The organism is Pseudomonas sp. TH06 (assembly GCF_016651305.1).
Lineage (GTDB): Bacteria > Pseudomonadota > Gammaproteobacteria > Pseudomonadales > Pseudomonadaceae > Aquipseudomonas.
This window is the reverse complement of sequence record NZ_JAEKEC010000001.1, coordinates 1,290,374-1,308,154: the sequence shown is the minus strand read 5'-3', so window position 1 is coordinate 1,308,154 and position 17,781 is coordinate 1,290,374. Positions and strand designations below refer to the sequence as shown.

The window sequence follows — 17,781 nt, the reverse complement described above, 5'->3', positions numbered from 1 at the left end:
CGATCATGTCCAAACGTCTTCCATTCGCACCGCTGGCCGCCGCCATTGGCCTCGGTTTCAGTCTGATCGCCGGCAGTCTGGTGGCGCCGACCGTGGCCCACGCTGAAGGTGAAATCCGTATCGCCGAACAGTTCGGCATTGTCTATTTATTGCTCAACGTGGTGCGTGATCAGGGCCTGATCGAGAAGTACGGCAAGCAGGAAGGCCTCGACATCAAGGTCGACTGGACGCAGCTCTCGGGCGGCGCGGCGGTCAACGACGCGCTGTTGTCCGGCTCTATCGACATTGCCGGCGCCGGTGTCGGGCCGTTGCTGACCATCTGGGATCGCACCCATGGCAAGCAGAACGTCAAAGCCGTGGCCTCACTGGGCAACTTCCCTTACTACCTGGTGAGCAACAATCCCAAGGTCAAAACCATCGCCGATTTCACCGAAAAGGATCGCATCGCGGTGCCGGCGGTCGGGGTGTCGGTGCAGTCGCGCTTCCTGCAATACGCGGCGGCCAAGCAATGGGGTGACAAGGAGTTCAATCGCCTCGACAAGTACACCATCGCCGTCCCGCACCCGGACGCGACCGCTGCGTTGATCGCTGGCGGCACCGAATTGACCGGGCATTTCTCCAACCCGCCGTTCCAGGATCAGGCGCTGCAGAACCCGAATGTGCATGTGGTGCTCAACTCCTACGACGTGCTCGGCCCGAACTCGCCAACCGTGCTGTTTGCTACCGAGAAATTCCGCAACGACAACCCGAAAACCTACAAGGCCTTCGTCGAGGCGCTGACCGAAGCCGCGCAATTTGCGCAGAACGATAAAGGCGCGGCGGCGGATACTTATATCCGCGTGACCAAGGCGAAGATCGACCGCGCCGAATTGCTGAAAATCATCGACAACCCGCAGTTCGAATTCAGCGTCACGCCGAAAAACACTTATCCACTGGCCGAATTCCTCTACCGCGTTGGCGCGATCAAGAACAAACCTGAATCGTGGAAGGACTACTTCTTCCAGGACGCCAAACCGCTGCAAGGGAGCTGACCGACATGAACGCCCCTTTGCCAGGCCACGCGGCCAGCAACCCGGTCGCCAGCACGCAAGCGTTGCTGGCGGTCGATCAAGTCAGTCTCGAATACCGCACGCCGCAACGTGTCGTGCGGGCGACTCATCAGGTCAGTTTTGAAGTCGATCAGCAGGATCGCTTCGTCCTGCTCGGCCCGTCCGGCTGCGGTAAATCCACCTTGCTCAAAGCCGTCGCCGGGTTCATCCAGCCCTGCGACGGCGAGATCCGTTTGCAAGGCCAGCGCGTCGATGCGCCGGGGCCGGACCGGATCGTGGTGTTTCAGGAGTTCGATCAACTGCCACCGTGGAAAACGGTGAAGCAGAACGTGATGTTTCCGCTGCTGGCCTCGCGCACGCTGAAGAAAAAGGAAGCCGAAGAGCGCGCGCTGCACTATCTGGAAAAGGTCGGCCTGGCGGCGTTCGCCGATGCCTATCCGCATACCTTGTCCGGCGGCATGAAGGCGCGTGTGGCGATCGCCCGAGCGTTGGCGATGCAGCCGAAGATCCTCCTGATGGACGAGCCGTTCGCCGCACTGGATGCGCTGACCCGACGCAAGATGCAGGAGGAATTGCTGCTGCTTTGGGAGGAAGTGCGCTTCACCTTGTTGTTCGTTACTCACTCGATTGAAGAGGCGCTGGTGGTCGGCAATCGCATCCTGCTGTTGTCGCCGCATCCGGGACGGGTGAGGGCGGAAGTGCACAGCCATCAATACGATCTGCAAAGCCTTGGCGGTGTGGCGTTTCAGGAATCGGCGCGGCGCATTCATCGGCTGTTGTTCGACGAAGGCCAGTCGCCGGAAACCGAGCGCGACCATGATTTCAACGACATTCGCATCGCTTATTGAGCGGCCAGGAGGATAGCCCGATGAGCCATTCATCATCTGTACGACAAGAGTTCGAAACGGTGCTGGAGCCGCTGACCAGCGTGCCGGTCGAGCGCGAATTACCGCTCAGTCAACGGCTGTGGCAACAGGGCTGGCTGCGCAAAAGCCTGATTCTGATTTTGCTCGCGGTCGTCTGGGAAATCGTCGCCCGGGTACAGAACAACGATTTGCTGCTGCCGAGCTTCGTACAGACCAGTCATGCGCTGTACGACGGTCTGCTCAGCGGCGAGTTGCTGGGCAAGGTGTGGATATCGTTGGTGGTGCTGCTCAAGGGCTATCTGATCGGGATCGTGCTGGCGTTTGCCCTGACCACCCTGGCGGTATCGACCCAGTTCGGACGGGATCTGCTGAGCACGCTGACTTCGATGTTCAATCCGCTGCCGGCGATTGCCTTGCTGCCGCTGGCTCTGCTGTGGTTTGGGTTGGGGCAGAACAGTCTGATTTTCGTGCTGGTGCATTCGGTGCTTTGGGCGCTGGCGCTGAACACCTACGCGGGGTTTCTCGGCGTGTCGGAAACCTTGCGCATGGCCGGTCGCAACTACGGGCTGAAGGGCATGCGTTTTGTGCTGTTCATCCTTATTCCGGCGGCGCTGCCGTCGATTCTCGCCGGGCTGAAAATCGGCTGGGCGTTTGCCTGGCGTACGTTGATCGCGGCTGAGTTGGTGTTCGGGGCGACCAGCGGCAAGGGTGGATTGGGCTGGTACATCTTTCAGAATCGCAACGAGCTGTACACCGACAAGGTGTTTGCCGGGCTGGCCGTGGTGATCCTGATTGGCTTGCTGGTGGAGAATCTGGTGTTCGACACATTGGAGCGGGTGACGGTGAAGCGTTGGGGCATGCAGCGGTAATTGTGTGGCGTGGCGGCTGGCCTCATCGCGAGCAGGCTCACTCCTACAATGGATCGGCGTCGTACAAAATTTGTGATCTGCGAGGATCAAATGTAGGAGTGAGCCTGCTCGCGATAGCGTCGGTCATGCCACCGCCAACTTTGCAGAATGTTTGCTAGCATTGCGTGCAGATCAATCCAGATCTGCCATGAGTGCTCAGCATGCAACTCCCGGACATGAACCTTCTGGTCGCCCTCGACGCCTTGCTCGACGAGGGCAGCGTGGTTGGCGCCGCCCGACGGATGAACCTCAGCCCGGCAGCGATGAGCCGCACGCTGACGCGCATCCGCGAAGCCATCGGCGATCCGATTCTGGTGCGCGCCGGGCGGGGGCTGGTGCCAACGCCCAAGGCCTTGGAGCTGCGTGAACAAGTGCGTGATGTGGTCGAGCAGGCCGCGCTGCTGTTCCGCTCGGCTGACGACGTCGATCTGAGTACCTTGCGTCGCCGCTTCAGTATTCGCGCCAACGATTTTTTCATCGGCGTGTACGGTGGCAAGCTGTTCGACACCCTTGATCAAAAGGCCCCGCATTGCGAACTGCGCTTTGTTCCGGAGGGTGATGGCGACGACGAAGCGCTGCGCGAAGGGCGGATTGATCTGAGTGTCAGCAACAATCGCCCGGTCAGTCCGGAAGTCAAAGTGCAAAACCTCTTCTCCACGCATTTCGTTGGCCTGGTGCGCGAGGATCACCCACTGCTCGACGATGAAATCACAGCAGAACGCTATGCCGGGTTTTCCCATATCAGCATGTCGCGCCGGGGTATTGCCCGCGGCCCGATTGATACCGCGCTGAATGCGTTGGGACTGGAGCGGCGGGTGGCGGTGATCGCGCCGAGTTTCCATGCGGCGATGTTTGCCTTGCCCGATTCCGACCTGATTTTGCCGGTACCCAAGGAAGCGCTGCTCAGCGTGCGACGGTTGGGATTGAAGCTGCGCTCGTTCAACCTGCCGATCCCGTTGCCGACCATGATGCTGACCCAGGCCTGGCACCCGCGCTTCGACAAGGACCCGGCGCACCGCTGGCTGCGCGAAACCCTGAAGACTTGCTGCGACGAGACCTGGCTGGCTGCCCAACCCTGATTCGAAAACCTCACAACCCCCCTGTAGGAGTGAGCCTGCTCGCGATAGCGGTGCATCAGTCGCCGACGATATCGACTGAAATGGCGCCATCGCGAGCAGGCTCACTCCTACAGGGAATAGTTGCGCCAAACGCACTTATAAACTGCCAATAAGTCAATTTTCGTCAGTACAAAGCCCGACTAAGATGCTCCGGTATTTTTCCCCCGGAGTAGTTATTTCATGACATCCCTGACGGTCACGGCGCCCATCGCTGCGGCCAGCCCGGCGACGGCGGCGACGCCACCGGCATTCGGGGCGCGGATTATCATCGGCCTGGTTGGCGTACTGCTGGCGGTGTTGGTGTCGGGCCTCAACGAGATGGTGACCAAGGTCGCCCTGGCCGATATTCGCGGCGCGCTGAACATCGGTTACGACGAAGGCACGTGGCTGGTCGCCAGTTACACCGCTACCTCGGTGGCGGCCATGGCGTTTGCGCCGTGGTGTTCGGTGACCTTTTCGCTGCGCCGGTTCACCCTCTGCGCAATCAGCCTGTTCACGCTGCTCGGCGTGCTGTGTCCGTTCGCCCCGAACTACGAAAGCCTGCTGTTGATGCGCACCCTGCAAGGCTTGGCCGGTGGTGCGTTGCCGCCGATGCTGATGACCGTCGCCCTGCGCTTTCTACCGCCCAACTTCAAACTCTATGGCCTGGCCGGTTATGCGCTCACCGCAACCTTTGGCCCGGGGCTCGGTACGCCGCTGGCCGGGTTGTGGACCGAATACGTCGGCTGGCAATGGACGTTCTGGCAAATCATCGTGCCGTGCCTGATCGCCATGGTCATGGTCGCTTACGGCATCCCGCAGGATCCGCTGCGCCTTGAGCGCCTCAAAGCGTTCAACTGGAAAGGCCTGCTGCTGGGGTTTCCGGCGATCTGCATGCTGGTGATCGGCCTGTTGCAAGGCAATCGGCTGGACTGGTTCGAGTCGAACCTGATCTGCGCGCTGCTCGGTTCGGGATCGCTGCTGCTGGTGGCGTTTCTGATCAACGAATGGTCGCAGCCGATTCCGTTTTTCAAGTTGCAGATGCTCGGTATCCGCAACTTGTCGTTCGCGCTGATGACTCTTGCCGGCGTGCTGGTGGTGTTGCAGGCGGTGGTCTTGATTCCATCGAGCTATCTGGCGCAAGTACAGGGTTATCGCCCGGTGCAGACCGCGCCGATCATGCTGATTGCGGCGCTGCCGCAGTTGATCGCGCTGCCGCTGGTGGCGGCGCTGTGCAACCTGCGTTGGGTCGATTGTCGCTGGGTGCTGGGGATCGGTTTGAGCATGCTGACGCTGTCCTGCCTCGGCGGATCGCTGCTGACCTCGGAGTGGATTCGCGACAATTTCTACGTTCTGCAATGGCTGCAGATCTTCGGCCAGCCGATGTCGGTGCTACCGCTGTTGATGCTCTCGACCGGCAGCATCCAGCCAATGGACGGGCCGTTTGCCTCGGCCTGGTTCAACAGCGTGAAAGGCCTCGCGGCGGTGGTCGCCACCGGCGTTATCGAGGCGCTGACCACGGCGCGTCTGCATTTCCACTCGACCATGTTGATCGACAGCCTCGGCAACTCGCCACTGGCCGATCACAGCGATCCGGGCCTTGCCCATCGAATGCATGAACAGGCCGTGGTGCTGACTTCTTCCGATCTTTATCTATGCATGGCTGGCGTCGCAGTGACGCTGATCCTGCTGATTTTCTGGCTGCCGACGCGGATCTTTCCGCCGCGCGCGCCGACCTGATTGCGGTACTGAACAATGAAGGTTTTTATGACGACTCAAGCAAAGCAAAAACTCGCGGTCGCCGTGGCGGCTGCCTTGGCCGTCGGCGTGCTGCTGTTTCTGGCAGTGCCGGGCCTGTTTGGCAAACGTACTCAGCAAAACACCAATGATGCGTTCGTTTCCGCTGATTTCACTTTGGTGGTGCCGCGCGTGGCCGGATTCATCAAAGAAGTGCTGGTGGAAGATAACCAGCAAGTGAAGGCCGGGCAGTTGTTGGCTCTGATCGATGACCGTGATTTACGGGCTGCCGCTGAAGCGGCGGATGCGCAAACGCTGGTCGCCCGTGCGCAGTTGCAAAATGCCAAGGCAACGCTGGAACGCCAGACCTCGGTGATCGCGCAGGCGCAGGCTTCGGTGGTGTCGGCCAAGGCCGAAATGGCCTTCGCCCAGCAGGAGTTGAACCGCTACAACCACCTCGCCGGCGTCGGTGCCGGCACCGTACAGAACGCGCAACAGGCTCGTACTCGCATCGATCAGGCCACGGCGCGTCTCGACACGGCCACGGCGAAACTGGCGGCCGAGCGCAAGCAGGTCGACATTCTCACCGCGCAACGCGATGCCGCTGAAGGCACTTTGAAACACGCGCAAGCGGCGCTGGAAATCGCCAGTTTCGAACTCTCGTACACGCGCATCACCGCGCCGCAGGACGGCATGGTCGGCGAACGTGCAGTGCGGGTTGGCGCGTATGTGACACCGGGCAGCAAGCTGCTGGCGGTGGTGCCGTTGAAGGAGGCCTACGTGATCGCCAATTTTCAGGAAACCCAACTGACGGACGTGCAACCAGGACAGCAAGTGCAAGTGCGCGTCGACAGCCTCGGCGGCGAGGCCCTGAGCGGTCGCGTCGAGAGCATTGCTCCGGCCACCGGCGTGACTTTCGCGGCGGTGAAACCGGATAACGCCACTGGCAACTTCACCAAAGTGGTGCAGCGGATTCCGGTGAAGATTGTGCTGGCGCCGGGTCAGCCACTGGCCGAGCGGCTGCGGGTGGGGATGTCGGTGGAGGCGAGTATCGATACTCGCAGTTCGGCGACGTCGGTGCGTGAGGTGACTCAGCGATGAAAGGTGTTGAATCGGCTGGCGCCATCGCTGGCAAGCCAGCTCCCACAGGGTTCCTCGGCGGGACCAAACAATTCGGGCAACCTGCGCAATCCCTGTGGGAGCTGGCTTGCCAGCGATTAGGCCATTTGCAGGCAATCACCTTGGGTGCCTTGCTCATGGCAAGCCTCACCGCTTGCTCAGTAGGTCCAGACTTCCACAAACCCGAAGCTACCCAAATCGCCGACTGGGCAAAACCCGCCAAGTCAGCCCCCAGCCAATCCGTCAGCGAACCTCTCAACGAACGCTGGTGGGAAGTCTTCAACGACCCGCAACTCTCGGCCCTGACCCAACGCGCCGTGCGCAGCAACCTCGACCTGCAACTGGCCAGCAGCCGCTTGCAACAAAGTCGCGCTGCACGCCAGGTGATCAGCGCCGACCGCTATCCGAGCACCGCCGCCACTGGCAGCTACGCACGCGAACGCAACAGCGGCGAAGGCCTTACCGATCCTTCCGGTAACAACGGCGATTCCGCTTTCAATCTGTGGGACGCCGGTTTCTCCGCCTCATGGGAGCTGGATTTCTGGGGACGCGTGCGCCGTGAAACCGAAGCCGCCGACGCCAACCTCGAAGTCGCCGAAAACGACCGTCGCGGGGTGCTGTTGGCTGTGCTCGCCGACACCGCGCAGAACTACATTCAACTGCGCGGCGTGCAAAACACCCGCGCCGTCACCGAGCAGAATCTCGACGTCGCCCGCCACAGCCTCAAGCTTTCGCAACTGCGGCTGAACGATGGCGTGGCCACTGATCTGGACGTCGCCGAAGCCGCCGCGCAAGTCGCCGCCATCGAATCGCGGCTGCCGGCGCTGGAGCAACGCCAATCGCAACTGATCAACGCGATCAGCCTGTTGATGGGCGAGCCACCGCAAGCCTTGGCCAGAGAGTTATCCACAGACGCCGCCGTGCCGCAGTCGCCGCCGCAAGTCGCTATCGGCCTACCGTCGCAACTGGCCGAGCGCCGCCCCGACATCCGTCAGGCCGAAGCGCGACTGCACGCCGCCACTGCCAACATCGGCGTGGCCAAAGGCGATTTCTATCCGCGCATCACGCTGTCCGGCAACCTCGGCTCGCAGGCCATGCAGCTCAGTGATTTCGGCTCCTGGGGCTCGCGTGCATTCGGCATCGGTCCGCAATTCAGCTTGCCGCTGTTCGACGGCGGACGCTTGCGCGGCATGCTGCAACTGCGCGAAGCCCAGCAACAGGAAGCCGCCATTGGCTACCAGCAAACCGTGCTGCGCGCCTGGCACGAAATCGACGATCAACTGACCGCGTACAACGCCAGTCAACGCCGCCGCGACAGCCTCGCTGAAGCCGTACGCCAGAACCAGATCGCCCTGCGCACCGCGCAACAGCAATACGTCGAAGGCGTGGTCGATTTCGTCAACGTCCTCACCGTGCAAGGCGCGTTGCTGGCCACGCAGGAACAGTGGGTGGAAAGCTCGACCGGGGTTTCACTGGCGATGGTGGGGCTGTACCGGGCGTTGGGCGGGGGCTGGGAGTCGGTGTATCCGATAACGAAACCTGCTACCAGTAATCCGGTTTGATCGCCGGTTTCTTGTGCGTGGGCACTCGGTTTGGAAACTGATTAAGGACCAATTCTTCCGCAGTGATTACTCGTCGCAGCCAGTGAGAGTGATCTTTCAGGGAGCCTGGAGTGGGCCGGTTCAAACCGGCCCTGTGGGGAAGAATGACGCCAACGATCAGGTGAGGGAAATCTGCGCGTATGGCTCTCAATGCGGGGGTGATATCGGTGTCACTCGAAACCAGTACGAGTTGTTCGACACGCTCTTCCATTGCGAACAACACTTGCTGGCAGGCAGTGCGATACATGCTGATCGCTATATGAACGTCTGTTTCCTTTTCTTCAAGCTTCCAGATGTCGACCTTGTCTTGACGTGAGGCTTTGGTGTTTTTGTCGATGAATCTAGGCGCTTTAGCCTGCTCAAGGTGATGTCGACCAAAATGCACTCTGACATTGGTCGTGCGCAGAGCCCTTATGTAAGTGTCTTGGGCCTCTTTTGAAATTCGGCCCAATGTCGCGAGTTCGGGTTTTATTGATGAGGTGAAATAGTCAATCGAGACAACGGCGTTTTGCGGGTTTTCGATGTGCGCCACATGAACCAACAAACGTTCGAGGTTTAGCCATTTATAGGGGGTTCCAGCGAGCAACCCATAGAACAAGTTGTAGCCATCAACAAAGAAAGCAGTGCGCACAAATCATTCCTCAGAAACGAAAAAACCGGCCTAAGCCGGTTTCTTCACCCCAACTGCCAGCGAACTGAATCGCTACGTACGGGGTTGAGTAAGGCAATCCTAGATTGAGCGCGTCATGCAGGTCAACCACCAAATAATTGCAGGCTCACTCCGCTGATTTATCTTCAGCACCGGCTCGCCAGTTTTGGTTGCTGATACCAACCGGGGTCAAGCCATTTAAGGGCTTCTGTATTAGAGGTTGTTGCAAAGAAAGGTACATTTGGCCTGCGTTTATTCTCGTAGGTAGCTTGTCTATCACCTTTTTCGTAATGGGCAGTTGGTAGCGTCCTCAACTCGTGTAGGAAATCGGGGTTTGCCTACCTTTGTTAAACAACCGTGGAGCAGCCCTCTCTTTTGAAACATTACATTTCCATGGAGTGATGGCCTTTCGCTTGACGCTAACCTCCGCTGTCGTAGACTCCGCACATCCGTCAGGGAGTAGCGGTTATGCAGCGTTTTCGTGGTTGGGTTTTCGGATTGACCTTAATAACGTGTGCAGTTCAGGCGCAAACGCCCGGGCCAGACGATCCGCTGCTGGATAACCCGGCGTCCGGCACGGCCGCCGCGAGCAGTGAAGCGCGGGGTGTGTTGCGCGCTCGGGATCAGGCGACGCTGGCCAGTGAGCTGTCGGGGCGGATTGTCGAGTTGCCGTTCAGTGAGGGCGAGTCGTTCAAGAAGGGCGATACGCTGGCGCGATTCGATTGTTCGGCCTATCAGGCCCAGCTTAATGCCGCGCAGGCCGCCAATCGCGGCGCCGGTGAAGAGCTGGCGCACAACAAACAGCTGGCCGCGCTCAACTCAGTGGGCCGCTTCGAAGTGGCGCGGGCCGAGGCCAAGGTCAGCGAGACCCAGGCGCAATCTCAGGTTTATCAGGTGCAGGTCAAACGTTGCAGCGTGATCGCGCCGTTCGATGGGCAAGTGGTGGAACGCAAGGTTCAGCGCTATGAAAGCGTGCCGGCCGGCGCGCCGTTGCTCGATGTGGTCGACAACCGCACCCTGGAAATTCATTTGCTGGTGCCGTCGCGCTGGATGGCTCGGCTCAAGCCCGGCCAGTCCTTTAGCTTTGTCCCTGATGAAACCGGCCAACCCATCGACGCCACCGTAAAACGTCTAGGTGCGCGAATCGACGAAGGCAGCCAGACCCTGTTGCTGGTCGCGACTCTCCCTGAAGCCAAAGGATTGCTGGCCGGCATGAGCGGTACGGCGCGTTTCCCGGAGCTTAAGTGAACGCCCCGGTGAGCGGCGCCGCCGAGCAGGTGTTCGCGCGGTTCCTTGACCTTGAACGTCAGACCCGCGCCGCCCGTGACGCCTCGCAACTGGCCTACAGCCTGGTCAATGACGGCCAGTCGCTGTTCGGTTTTCGCCATGCTGCGCTGTTGATCGCTGGCAAGGTGCAGGCGGTGACGGGCGTCAGTGCGGTAGAGCCGAACGCGCCGTTCGTCGCGTTCGTCGAGCAAGCCGTGGCACACCTGTTCAAGCAGGATGTGTTGAAACAGGCGCGGGTGATTACGCCAGAGCTGGTCAGCGACTCGATCCACGCCGATTGGCGCAGTTTGTCTGCCGCGCAAGTGTTCTGGCTACCGTTGATTGATCGCGACGCTCAGGTCTTCGGCGGTTTGTGGCTGGCCCGCGATGTGCCGTGGAATCCCTCCGAACAAGTGCTGTTATCGCAACTCGGCGACACCTACAGCCATGCCTGGCTGGCGCTGCAACCACGCAAACCGTGGCGACTGCGCTGGACACGCAAACGTCAGGTGGCGCTGGTCGCCGTGGTATTGCTCGGGCTGCTGATTCCGGTGCGCCAATCGGTGCTGGCGCCGGCCGAAGTGGTGCCGCTGGGCGGTCGCGTGGTGGCAGCGCCGCTGGACGGGGTGATCGCCGAATTTCTGGTCAAACCCAATCAGACGGTGAAAACCGGCGACGTCCTGGTGCGGTTCGAAAGCACCACGCTGAAGGCTCAGGCCGATGTCGCTGAACGCGCATTGGGCGTGGCCGAGGCGGAACTGAAATCCAATTCCCAGCGCTCGTTTGCCGATGCCGAATCCAGTTCACGCGTCGATTTACTCGCCGCCCGCGCCGAGCAGAAACGCGCCGAACGCGACTACGCCCGCGAATTGCTCAATCGCAGTGAAGTGCGCGCCGAACGCGACGGCATCGCGGTGTTTGCCGATGCCGAACGCTTGACCGGAAAACCGGTGCAGACCGGCGAACGGTTGATGGAAATCGCTGATCCGAACCAGGCCGAATTGCGCATTGAACTGGCGGTGGGCGACGCGATCTCGCTGGAGCCGGGTGCGGAAATCTCGCTGTTTCTCGACAGCGATCCGCTGAAACGCCACCTCGCCACGCTGGAGCGCTCGGCCTACGAGGCACAACCGACCGCCGGCGGGCAGCTTGCGTACCGGTTGGACGCCAATTTCACCGATGCCCCACCGCGCATCGGCCTGCGCGGCACGGCGAAAATATTCGGCGATCGCGCACCGCTGGCGCTGTACCTGCTGCGTCGGCCATTGGCCGGCCTGCGTCAGAGCGTGGGCCTGTAAATGCATCTGCCGAGCCTGCGTGCCGACCTGCAATTGTCGCCCGCGGCGCCGGCATTGGACGGCTCGCCGCGCTGGACGTTGGCCGATCCGGTGCGTGGTCGCTATTTCAAACTTGGAACGGCGGCGATGCGTCTGCTGCGCCACTGGTCGCTGGGCGATGCCGAACAAGTCTTGCGCGCCGCCAATCGTGAGCCGGGCCTGCCGCTGGACGGCAGCGAGCTTGAGCAGCTGCTGGAGTTTCTGCGCGGTCACGATTTGATCAGCGCCATGGACGATCAGCAGCGCGCCAGTTACCGGCTCAAGGCCTTGGCGCAGAAGCAGAGCCTGTGGCAAATCCTGCTGCATCAATATCTGTTTTTTCGCATTCCACTATGGCGCCCGGACGCGTTTCTCAATCGCGCCTGGCCGTGGCTGGAGCGCTTCGGCCCGCGCTTGCTGCGCTACGGTTTGCCGGCGACGTTGGCGTTGGGCGTATTTCTGGTCTCGCGGGACTGGCAACGGTTTGTCGGTACGTTCCCGCATCTGTTCAGCCTGGGCGGCGCCATGGCGTTCGGCGTGGCGTTGTTTTTCGCCAAGCTGTGTCACGAGTTTGGTCACGCGTTCATGGCCAAACGCGCCGGGTGTCGAGTGCAGAGCATGGGCGTGGCGTTCATGGTGCTGTTGCCAATGTTCTACACCGATGTCAGCGATGCCTGGCGGGTCAATGATCGTCGCGCACGGTTGCTGATTGGTGCGGGCGGCGTGCTGGCCGAATTGCTTCTGGCCTGCATCGCGCTGCTGGTGTGGTCGCTGATGCCCGATGGCCCCGGACGCACGGCGGCGTTTATGCTCGCCAGCGCGACGTGGATCACCACGCTGGTGGTCAACCTCAATCCCTTCATGCGCTTTGACGGTTATTTTCTGATCAGTGATTTCTGGGAAGTCGACAACTTGCAGGGCCGGGCGTTTGCCCTGTGTCGCTGGCGTTTACGCGAGTTTTTGTTCGGTTATGGCGCACCCGCGCCGGAGCCTTGGTCGCCGAAGATGCAACGGCGTTTGCTGATCTGGGGGTATGGCTCGTGGTTGTGGCGTGCAGCGTTGTTTTTCGGGATCGCGTTGGCGGTCTATCACCTGTTCTTCAAGGTGTTGGGAATCTTCCTGATGCTGGTGGAACTGGTGTGGTTCATTTTTCTGCCGATCATGCGTGAGTGGCGCCAGTGGTGGACGCGCCGCGAGCAAGCGCATGGTCCGCGGGTGTTGCTCAGCAGTCTGGCGGTGCTTGCGCTGTTGTTGGTGCTGATCGTCCCGTGGCGCAGTTCCGTGGAATTGCCGACGATGCTCGAAGCCGGGCGCGCCAGTGCCTTGCATGCGCCGACGGCGGCGCGGGTCAAAGCGGTGAAGGTGCAGGACGGTGAAACAGTTGCGCAGGGCGATGTACTGATCGAACTTGAATCGCCGGATCTCGAATCGCGACTGGCGATTGTCCGTCGGGAGATCCAGATCCAGCAGTTGCTGATGCGCCGCCAGGCCGGTCGCAGTGAAACCGCCGCCGACGCCGGTATCGTCGAGCAACGGCTGGCCGAAGCCGTCGCTGAATACCGTGGCCTCAGCGCCCAACGCGAGCGTTTGCTGTTGCGCGCACCGCACGCCGGCAATGTGCGGGATCTGCTGCCGAACCTCACGGTCGGCCGCTGGCTGTCGACCAAGGATGCGCTGGCGCGGGTCGTCGAGGACGGCGCACGCCTGCGCGGGTATCTGGCGGAAGCTGAGTTGTGGCGGGTCAAGCCCGGCGCCAGCGGGCGGTTTATCGCTGATGATCCGATGCACCCGGCGCTCGCCGTGCAACTGAATGAAATCGACACCAACGGCGTGGCGTACGTTGATCAGGAAGCGCTGACGTCCGATCACCACGGGCCGATTGCCGTACGCCGCGATCAACAGCAACGGGCAGAACCGGTGCAGGCGCAATACGGCGCAAGGTTAAGTGCGCTGGATACCGCGCCGACACCGCTGCAACCGTTACGCGGCGTAGTGGTGTTGCAGGGCAGCGGTGAATCGTTGCTCGGTGTCGCGTGGCGGCGGATGGCGGCACTGGGGGTCAGGGAAAGCGGTTTCTAACGGAGAGCGGCGATGACGGATAACGCAGCAGTGGCGGTTGAGGGATTGGTGGTGCGGCCTTCGCGGGCAACGGACGGGCCATTTCTGCACAGCCTGTATCAGACGGCGCGGCCGGATCTGCAATGGATCGACGGCGAGCAGGAGCTGGTTCAGCAGGTGGTTGCCCAGCAGTTTCAGGTGCAGGAGCAGGGCATGGGCGACAGTTACCCCAACGCCATGCACTACGTGGTGGAAAAACTCGGCACGGCCATCGGTGCACTGAGTACTGATTTCGGTGCCAACGAGATTCGTGTGCTGTATCTGGCCTTTATCCCGCAGGCGCGCGGCCAGGGATTTGGTCGCGCTGTGCTGCAAGGGGTGCAGAAAGCCGCGCAACAGATTCGCTGCCCGGTGGCGACGGTGGTCTGGACCAACAATCCCCATGCGCGCCGACATTATCTGGCGTTGGGGTTCGCGGTGGAAGAAAGCAATCCAGCCGCCGAACGCCTCGTCTGGTACCCGCAATAACCCCCCTGTAGGAGCTGCCGCAGGCTGCGACTTCCCGGTCTGCAAGATCAAAAGATCGCAGGCTGCGGCAGCTCTTGCCTGGATAAAGCTTCAGGCAAATACACCTAACGCATTTCCACCGATATGGATTGAGCAATAGCCCAGGAAAGAATAGGCAAGAATCCTCGTCGGAATTATGACCAGGTAACGTAGATTTGAGGGGAAGCGAACAATCTCGTTAATTGCCTGAGAATCAGTGAAAGACAAAAACTCATCATCCAGCAAAAGCATGGTTGAAACGTGGGACAAGCGGCAGTATCGACCATAGGCGCCGTCTCCCATCACTCGACGATTTCGGGCGATAAAGTACGACTTCCTGAGCAGGGATTCGATCTCTGCCAATTTGACAAAGCTGATGTATACCTTTGCAAGCACTGCCATAAAAGCCAGCACCAGACAGGCGATCAACGTTGCGATAAAGACAAGTTTCAGGTCACTGGCGGGTTTTGAGAGGGCAGTGCATAACCACTCGAAACTCAGCCAAAACACTAGTAGAGCCGCACCAGCCACGCCGAGTCGGAAGAGACAGCCTGAGATGTTCACCCATTTTTTCAGACGTTCAGGAAAAGTCTCAGCTTCTATGATCGCTTGCGGGTCCAGCATTTGAAAATGATCGAAGCGGCCTGTCAGCGCTCTTATGTGCCTGACTCTTCTCATTCTTCCCAATGGTCCGTTTCCCATTTTTTTCCTATTAATGCTTACAAGATCAGAGGTAACGAAGTGGTCTTCCATCTGATTAAGTCGAAAATAGGCTGCGAACAACACCAACGCTTCGCTCAGGGTAAAGAGCAACAGAACTACTGCCCATGAGCAGGTAAAAATGAGGTGAAGATGAGAGGGGATCACGTGTAGTCCTTAACGTTTATCCAGCGTCCTGAATTCATAAATGGATGGGCATAACTTGATATAAGAATTTTAGCGCACGGTAATTCATCAATTTTTCAAGGGGATTATTTACTCATCTCGTAAAGTTGTTCACCGATTACATCCCCGGCTTGGGTACCACCATCTGCCATTTGCGCGGCTAGTACACCACTCACAACCAACATGCATACGACTCCACCCGCCCCGGCAGTTCCTACACCAATTGCGGCACATGTCATTGGAGCTATAGTCGGCGCCAGTCTGCCCGCTATCACTCCGCCTAGAACGTTTCCAGACAGCTTCGATCCCTCTATAAATCTAGCCTGACGGCACTCCTCCTCACGTCCGGTGCGACACGTTTCGTAAATCTTCATCGCCGCAGAACTGGCGCCAAGGCCAATGGCCACGTATCCACCGGCCTTCATGTATTTTGCGGCTCGCGCGACACCCTGGATATTTGTCGCGTAGCCAGGCAATTGAGTCGGTGCACCTGCCTTGTTCCAGTTATGTACGATTCTTCGTGAAGATAAACCTAGCGCCCGCTTAAGTTTCGGGTGATCCGGAATACCCGTTGTCTTTCGAACCAACGGGCTCAAACTGGCATCAAGTTTCGTCATCAATCTTTTGCGTTGGGCAAAAAACTCCGGTGAGTTGAGATTGCCATATTGGCGATATTGCTCTTCGTGTAGGCGCTTCAATTCTTTAAGCGTGTTCTCAAGCGTTTCAATGTGCTGCCCCACCATGATCGACGCGACACCCAGCCCGCCGGAAGAAACCCCTAGAAATGGCTCAATCACATCATGGTGCTCAACCATGAACGAAGCCTCTTCATCCGTCAGATTCTTAAGCGCTTCATTCACTTTCTCCGCCGCGGCCATCATATGCGCCTCTTCGCGTCGACACATGTAGTTGCGCGAGTCGCTGAAGATGACCATTTGCCCCGGTTTGACCTGTTCGCCGAGGTGACGATTGAGCAAACGGAATTCACGGCGCAGGGCATCGCTGGGTGTCGTTTCGTACAGCGCACGCTCCAGCACTTCGAGGGTTATGGGTTTTTGGACAATGTGAAAACCCGACTCTGCCGGTTGGGGCAGGGCGTAGGCGTGTTCTTCCACCAGATGCTGGGCGGGAGGTGGCTCGGGTTGGGGTTTGAAGGCGTTCCAGGAGGCGCCGCTGTTATCGGTAACAACGCGTGGTTTCACTAAGACCCACTCGCCGTTGCTGATGGCTTCGACGAGTTTTCGCTGGTTGGCGCCCTGCAGGTAGTTGGATTGATTGAGGCCCATTGCATCGAGCAAGGCATCGAAACCCGGCAGTTCATCCGGGCGATTGAGTGCCTGTCGAAAGGTGTCCATGGCTTGGTGGATGTCGAGTACCTGTTGGCCGTGGAGTTCGCGTTGAGGGATGAGTCTGGTCACGTCCGTGTCCCGTTCTGCAAAACGGGGAACTTTGGCGAGCGACCTCAAGCTTGAATGCCGGGTGATTCTGTTTTATGTGTAGGGCTATTCCGATTTGTCTGTGGCGTTGATGCTCGGGGTAATGAGCGTCAACCGAGCCCTGGATAACCTCGATGCCCGGATCTGAAATACAAAACACCAGTGGGGGCGAGCCCGCTCCCACTTTAATTTTTTGTATTGAGTCAGTTGAAGCTGACGTGGAAGTAAGCCAGCGCCGGGTCCCGGCCCATCGGTGGCACCCGTGAGACGAAGATACCCTCGACCCGTCCCAGTTCCGGTAACTCCAGAGCACACAAGCCGTCGACAAATTCAGTCGGTTCCAGAGTGTTCAATTCGACGCAGAACGGCATGCGTTCGCTGTAGCGCATTTTCGCCAGCGGTTTTTCTTCGAGTTCCCCGATATGGATTTGCAGCGTGCCGCCATCGGGCAGGTACAAGGTGCCGATCCGCCCGAGAAGTGCCTCGAAGTGTTGGCTTTTAACCGTTTGCAGCATGGTCTTGCTCCAGCCAGTTGAGAGGCCGGGGGAGAGAACTCCCCCGGCGGTCGGTCAGTTACGTGACGGGTAGAGACCCTGCAGGGCGATGCTGAAGTTGAGCGCCAGATACGGGTTCATGATTGCCATCGGCAAGCCGTTGCCGGTGGGGCTGATGGTGCCGCTGATGGTGGTCGATGCGCCCCTGAGCGGGATGGCCGAGGCGCCTTGCGCGTCGGAGAAGATATTCGCCAGCCCCGGCCCGGAGCCCGAGGCGCCCATGTAGGAATTGGTGGCGGTGGGGATGCCTACCGGGTTACTCGCCGGGTTGGCCAGTTGCACGGTGGTGGTGGCGGTGAGGCCCGCCAGTGTGTGGGTATGGTTTGGCAGATTGTTCAGGGTCGCAGTGACTTGTTCGGCGCCGGAGATCTCACCCATCACCCGTGGCGTCAGGCCCGGGCCGCTGCCTTGGCAGATCGGCATTCGGCTTTGCAGATTGGGCAGCAAGAAGGTCTGCGTGCCATTGCCGCCATAAGTGGTGCCCAACAATGCAAACAGCGCGTTGTATTGCGCAATACTCATGGTCTGACCATTGCACAAGGCCCAGCCGCTGGGCGCATAGTTGAAGGCAAACGTCAGAACAGTGCCCATGTAAACGTCCATAAAGTCCTCATCCTTCTGATTGGTGGTCGGCGGGCCAATCGTGGACTCCGGCAGTTCCGATGCCTTCGCCTGCCATGGCCAGGTCTCGCCA

At 59.8% G+C, this 17,781-nt stretch carries 16 protein-coding genes; 11 read left to right on the top strand and 5 right to left on the bottom strand.

Annotated elements, in window-relative coordinates; genetic code table 11:
- The first annotated feature begins 5 nt into the window (after positions 1–5).
- The 7 genes from JFT86_RS05765 (at position 6) to JFT86_RS05735 (ending at position 8,338) form a co-directional block, all read left to right on the top strand.
- On the top strand, positions 6–1,031 hold the full coding sequence (locus JFT86_RS05765; RefSeq protein WP_096823034.1) for an ABC transporter substrate-binding protein: 1,026 nt from the start codon (positions 6–8) through the stop codon (positions 1,029–1,031).
- 5 nt (positions 1,032–1,036) lie between these two features.
- The gene (locus JFT86_RS05760) at positions 1,037–1,897 is read left to right on the top strand and encodes an ABC transporter ATP-binding protein (protein WP_201236078.1); all 861 of its coding nucleotides are present in this window, start codon (positions 1,037–1,039) and stop codon (positions 1,895–1,897) included.
- Positions 1,898–1,917: 20 nt separating this feature from the next.
- Positions 1,918–2,784, top strand: coding sequence for an ABC transporter permease (locus JFT86_RS05755; protein ID WP_201236077.1), 867 nt, complete (start codon positions 1,918–1,920; stop codon positions 2,782–2,784).
- Positions 2,785–2,984: 200 nt separating this feature from the next.
- Positions 2,985–3,902 carry a LysR family transcriptional regulator gene (locus JFT86_RS05750; protein ID WP_201236076.1) on the top strand — a complete coding sequence of 306 codons (918 nt, stop codon included), beginning with the start codon at positions 2,985–2,987 and terminating at the stop codon, positions 3,900–3,902.
- Between the two features lie 219 nt (positions 3,903–4,121).
- Positions 4,122–5,660 (top strand): MFS transporter, encoded by a 1,539-nt coding sequence (locus JFT86_RS05745; RefSeq protein WP_201236075.1) that lies wholly within the window; start codon positions 4,122–4,124, stop codon positions 5,658–5,660.
- Positions 5,661–5,687: 27 nt separating this feature from the next.
- On the top strand, positions 5,688–6,758 hold the full coding sequence (locus JFT86_RS05740; protein WP_201236074.1) for an HlyD family secretion protein: 1,071 nt from the start codon (positions 5,688–5,690) through the stop codon (positions 6,756–6,758).
- On the top strand, positions 6,755–8,338 hold the full coding sequence (locus JFT86_RS05735) for an efflux transporter outer membrane subunit (RefSeq protein WP_201236073.1): 1,584 nt from the start codon (positions 6,755–6,757) through the stop codon (positions 8,336–8,338). The genes JFT86_RS05740 and JFT86_RS05735 overlap by 4 nt, the downstream gene beginning before the upstream one ends.
- Here JFT86_RS05735 and JFT86_RS05730 read toward each other — a convergent pair.
- Positions 8,319–9,008 (bottom strand): NYN domain-containing protein, encoded by a 690-nt coding sequence (locus JFT86_RS05730; RefSeq protein WP_201236072.1) that lies wholly within the window; start codon positions 9,006–9,008, stop codon positions 8,319–8,321. The two genes, JFT86_RS05735 and JFT86_RS05730, sit on opposite strands and share 20 nt — an antisense overlap.
- Positions 9,009–9,494: 486 nt before the next feature.
- On the opposite strand from JFT86_RS05730, the gene JFT86_RS05725 reads away from it, so the two are divergent.
- From JFT86_RS05725 to JFT86_RS05710, 4 genes are read left to right on the top strand one after another with little or no spacing between them, the layout of a single operon-like run.
- A complete protein-coding gene (locus JFT86_RS05725; protein WP_201236071.1) occupies positions 9,495–10,274 on the top strand; it encodes an efflux RND transporter periplasmic adaptor subunit in 780 nt (259 codons plus the stop codon).
- Positions 10,271–11,590, top strand: a complete 1,320-nt coding sequence (locus tag JFT86_RS05720; RefSeq protein ID WP_201236070.1) for an HlyD family efflux transporter periplasmic adaptor subunit — start codon at positions 10,271–10,273, stop codon at positions 11,588–11,590. Before JFT86_RS05725 ends, JFT86_RS05720 begins: the two co-directional genes overlap by 4 nt.
- Complete coding sequence (locus JFT86_RS05715; RefSeq protein WP_201236069.1) at positions 11,591–13,687, top strand: biotin/lipoyl-binding protein; 2,097 nt, start codon at positions 11,591–11,593, stop codon at positions 13,685–13,687. It begins immediately after the preceding gene.
- A 12-nt stretch (positions 13,688–13,699) separates the two neighbouring features.
- On the top strand, positions 13,700–14,194 hold the full coding sequence (locus JFT86_RS05710; protein WP_201236068.1) for a GNAT family N-acetyltransferase: 495 nt from the start codon (positions 13,700–13,702) through the stop codon (positions 14,192–14,194).
- A 90-nt stretch (positions 14,195–14,284) separates the two neighbouring features.
- Here the strand turns inward: JFT86_RS05710 and JFT86_RS05705 are convergent, their stop codons facing one another.
- From JFT86_RS05705 to JFT86_RS05690, 4 genes are all read right to left on the bottom strand, one after another.
- A complete protein-coding gene (locus JFT86_RS05705; protein WP_347340307.1) occupies positions 14,285–15,079 on the bottom strand; it encodes a hypothetical protein in 795 nt (264 codons plus the stop codon).
- 104 nt (positions 15,080–15,183) lie between these two features.
- Positions 15,184–16,515: a hypothetical protein gene (locus tag JFT86_RS05700; RefSeq protein ID WP_201236067.1), complete on the bottom strand. Its 1,332-nt coding sequence runs from the start codon at positions 16,513–16,515 to the stop codon at positions 15,184–15,186.
- 221 nt (positions 16,516–16,736) lie between these two features.
- A complete protein-coding gene (locus tag JFT86_RS05695; RefSeq protein ID WP_201236066.1) occupies positions 16,737–17,048 on the bottom strand; it encodes a hypothetical protein in 312 nt (103 codons plus the stop codon).
- Between the two features lie 54 nt (positions 17,049–17,102).
- A complete protein-coding gene (locus JFT86_RS05690) occupies positions 17,103–17,690 on the bottom strand; it encodes a tail fiber protein (protein WP_201236065.1) in 588 nt (195 codons plus the stop codon).
- Positions 17,691–17,781: the final 91 nt, after the last annotated feature.

Bases quoted from the DNA above. Each gene is read 5' to 3' on its own strand.
- JFT86_RS05740 (WP_201236074.1), top strand. From the start codon at position 5,688: ATGACGACTCAAGCAAAGCAAAAACTCGCGGTCGCCGTGGCGGCTGCC.
- JFT86_RS05760 (WP_201236078.1), top strand. From the start codon at position 1,037: ATGAACGCCCCTTTGCCAGGCCACGCGGCCAGCAACCCGGTCGCCAGC.
- JFT86_RS05725 (WP_201236071.1), top strand. From the start codon at position 9,495: ATGCAGCGTTTTCGTGGTTGGGTTTTCGGATTGACCTTAATAACGTGT.
- JFT86_RS05735 (WP_201236073.1), top strand. From the start codon at position 6,755: ATGAAAGGTGTTGAATCGGCTGGCGCCATCGCTGGCAAGCCAGCTCCC.
- JFT86_RS05765 (WP_096823034.1), top strand. From the start codon at position 6: ATGTCCAAACGTCTTCCATTCGCACCGCTGGCCGCCGCCATTGGCCTC.
- JFT86_RS05710 (WP_201236068.1), top strand. From the start codon at position 13,700: ATGACGGATAACGCAGCAGTGGCGGTTGAGGGATTGGTGGTGCGGCCT.
- JFT86_RS05755 (WP_201236077.1), top strand. From the start codon at position 1,918: ATGAGCCATTCATCATCTGTACGACAAGAGTTCGAAACGGTGCTGGAG.
- JFT86_RS05715 (WP_201236069.1), top strand. From the start codon at position 11,591: ATGCATCTGCCGAGCCTGCGTGCCGACCTGCAATTGTCGCCCGCGGCG.
- JFT86_RS05745 (WP_201236075.1), top strand. From the start codon at position 4,122: ATGACATCCCTGACGGTCACGGCGCCCATCGCTGCGGCCAGCCCGGCG.
- JFT86_RS05695 (WP_201236066.1), bottom strand. From the start codon at position 17,048: ATGCTGCAAACGGTTAAAAGCCAACACTTCGAGGCACTTCTCGGGCGG.
- JFT86_RS05750 (WP_201236076.1), top strand. From the start codon at position 2,985: ATGCAACTCCCGGACATGAACCTTCTGGTCGCCCTCGACGCCTTGCTC.
- JFT86_RS05690 (WP_201236065.1), bottom strand. From the start codon at position 17,690: ATGGACGTTTACATGGGCACTGTTCTGACGTTTGCCTTCAACTATGCG.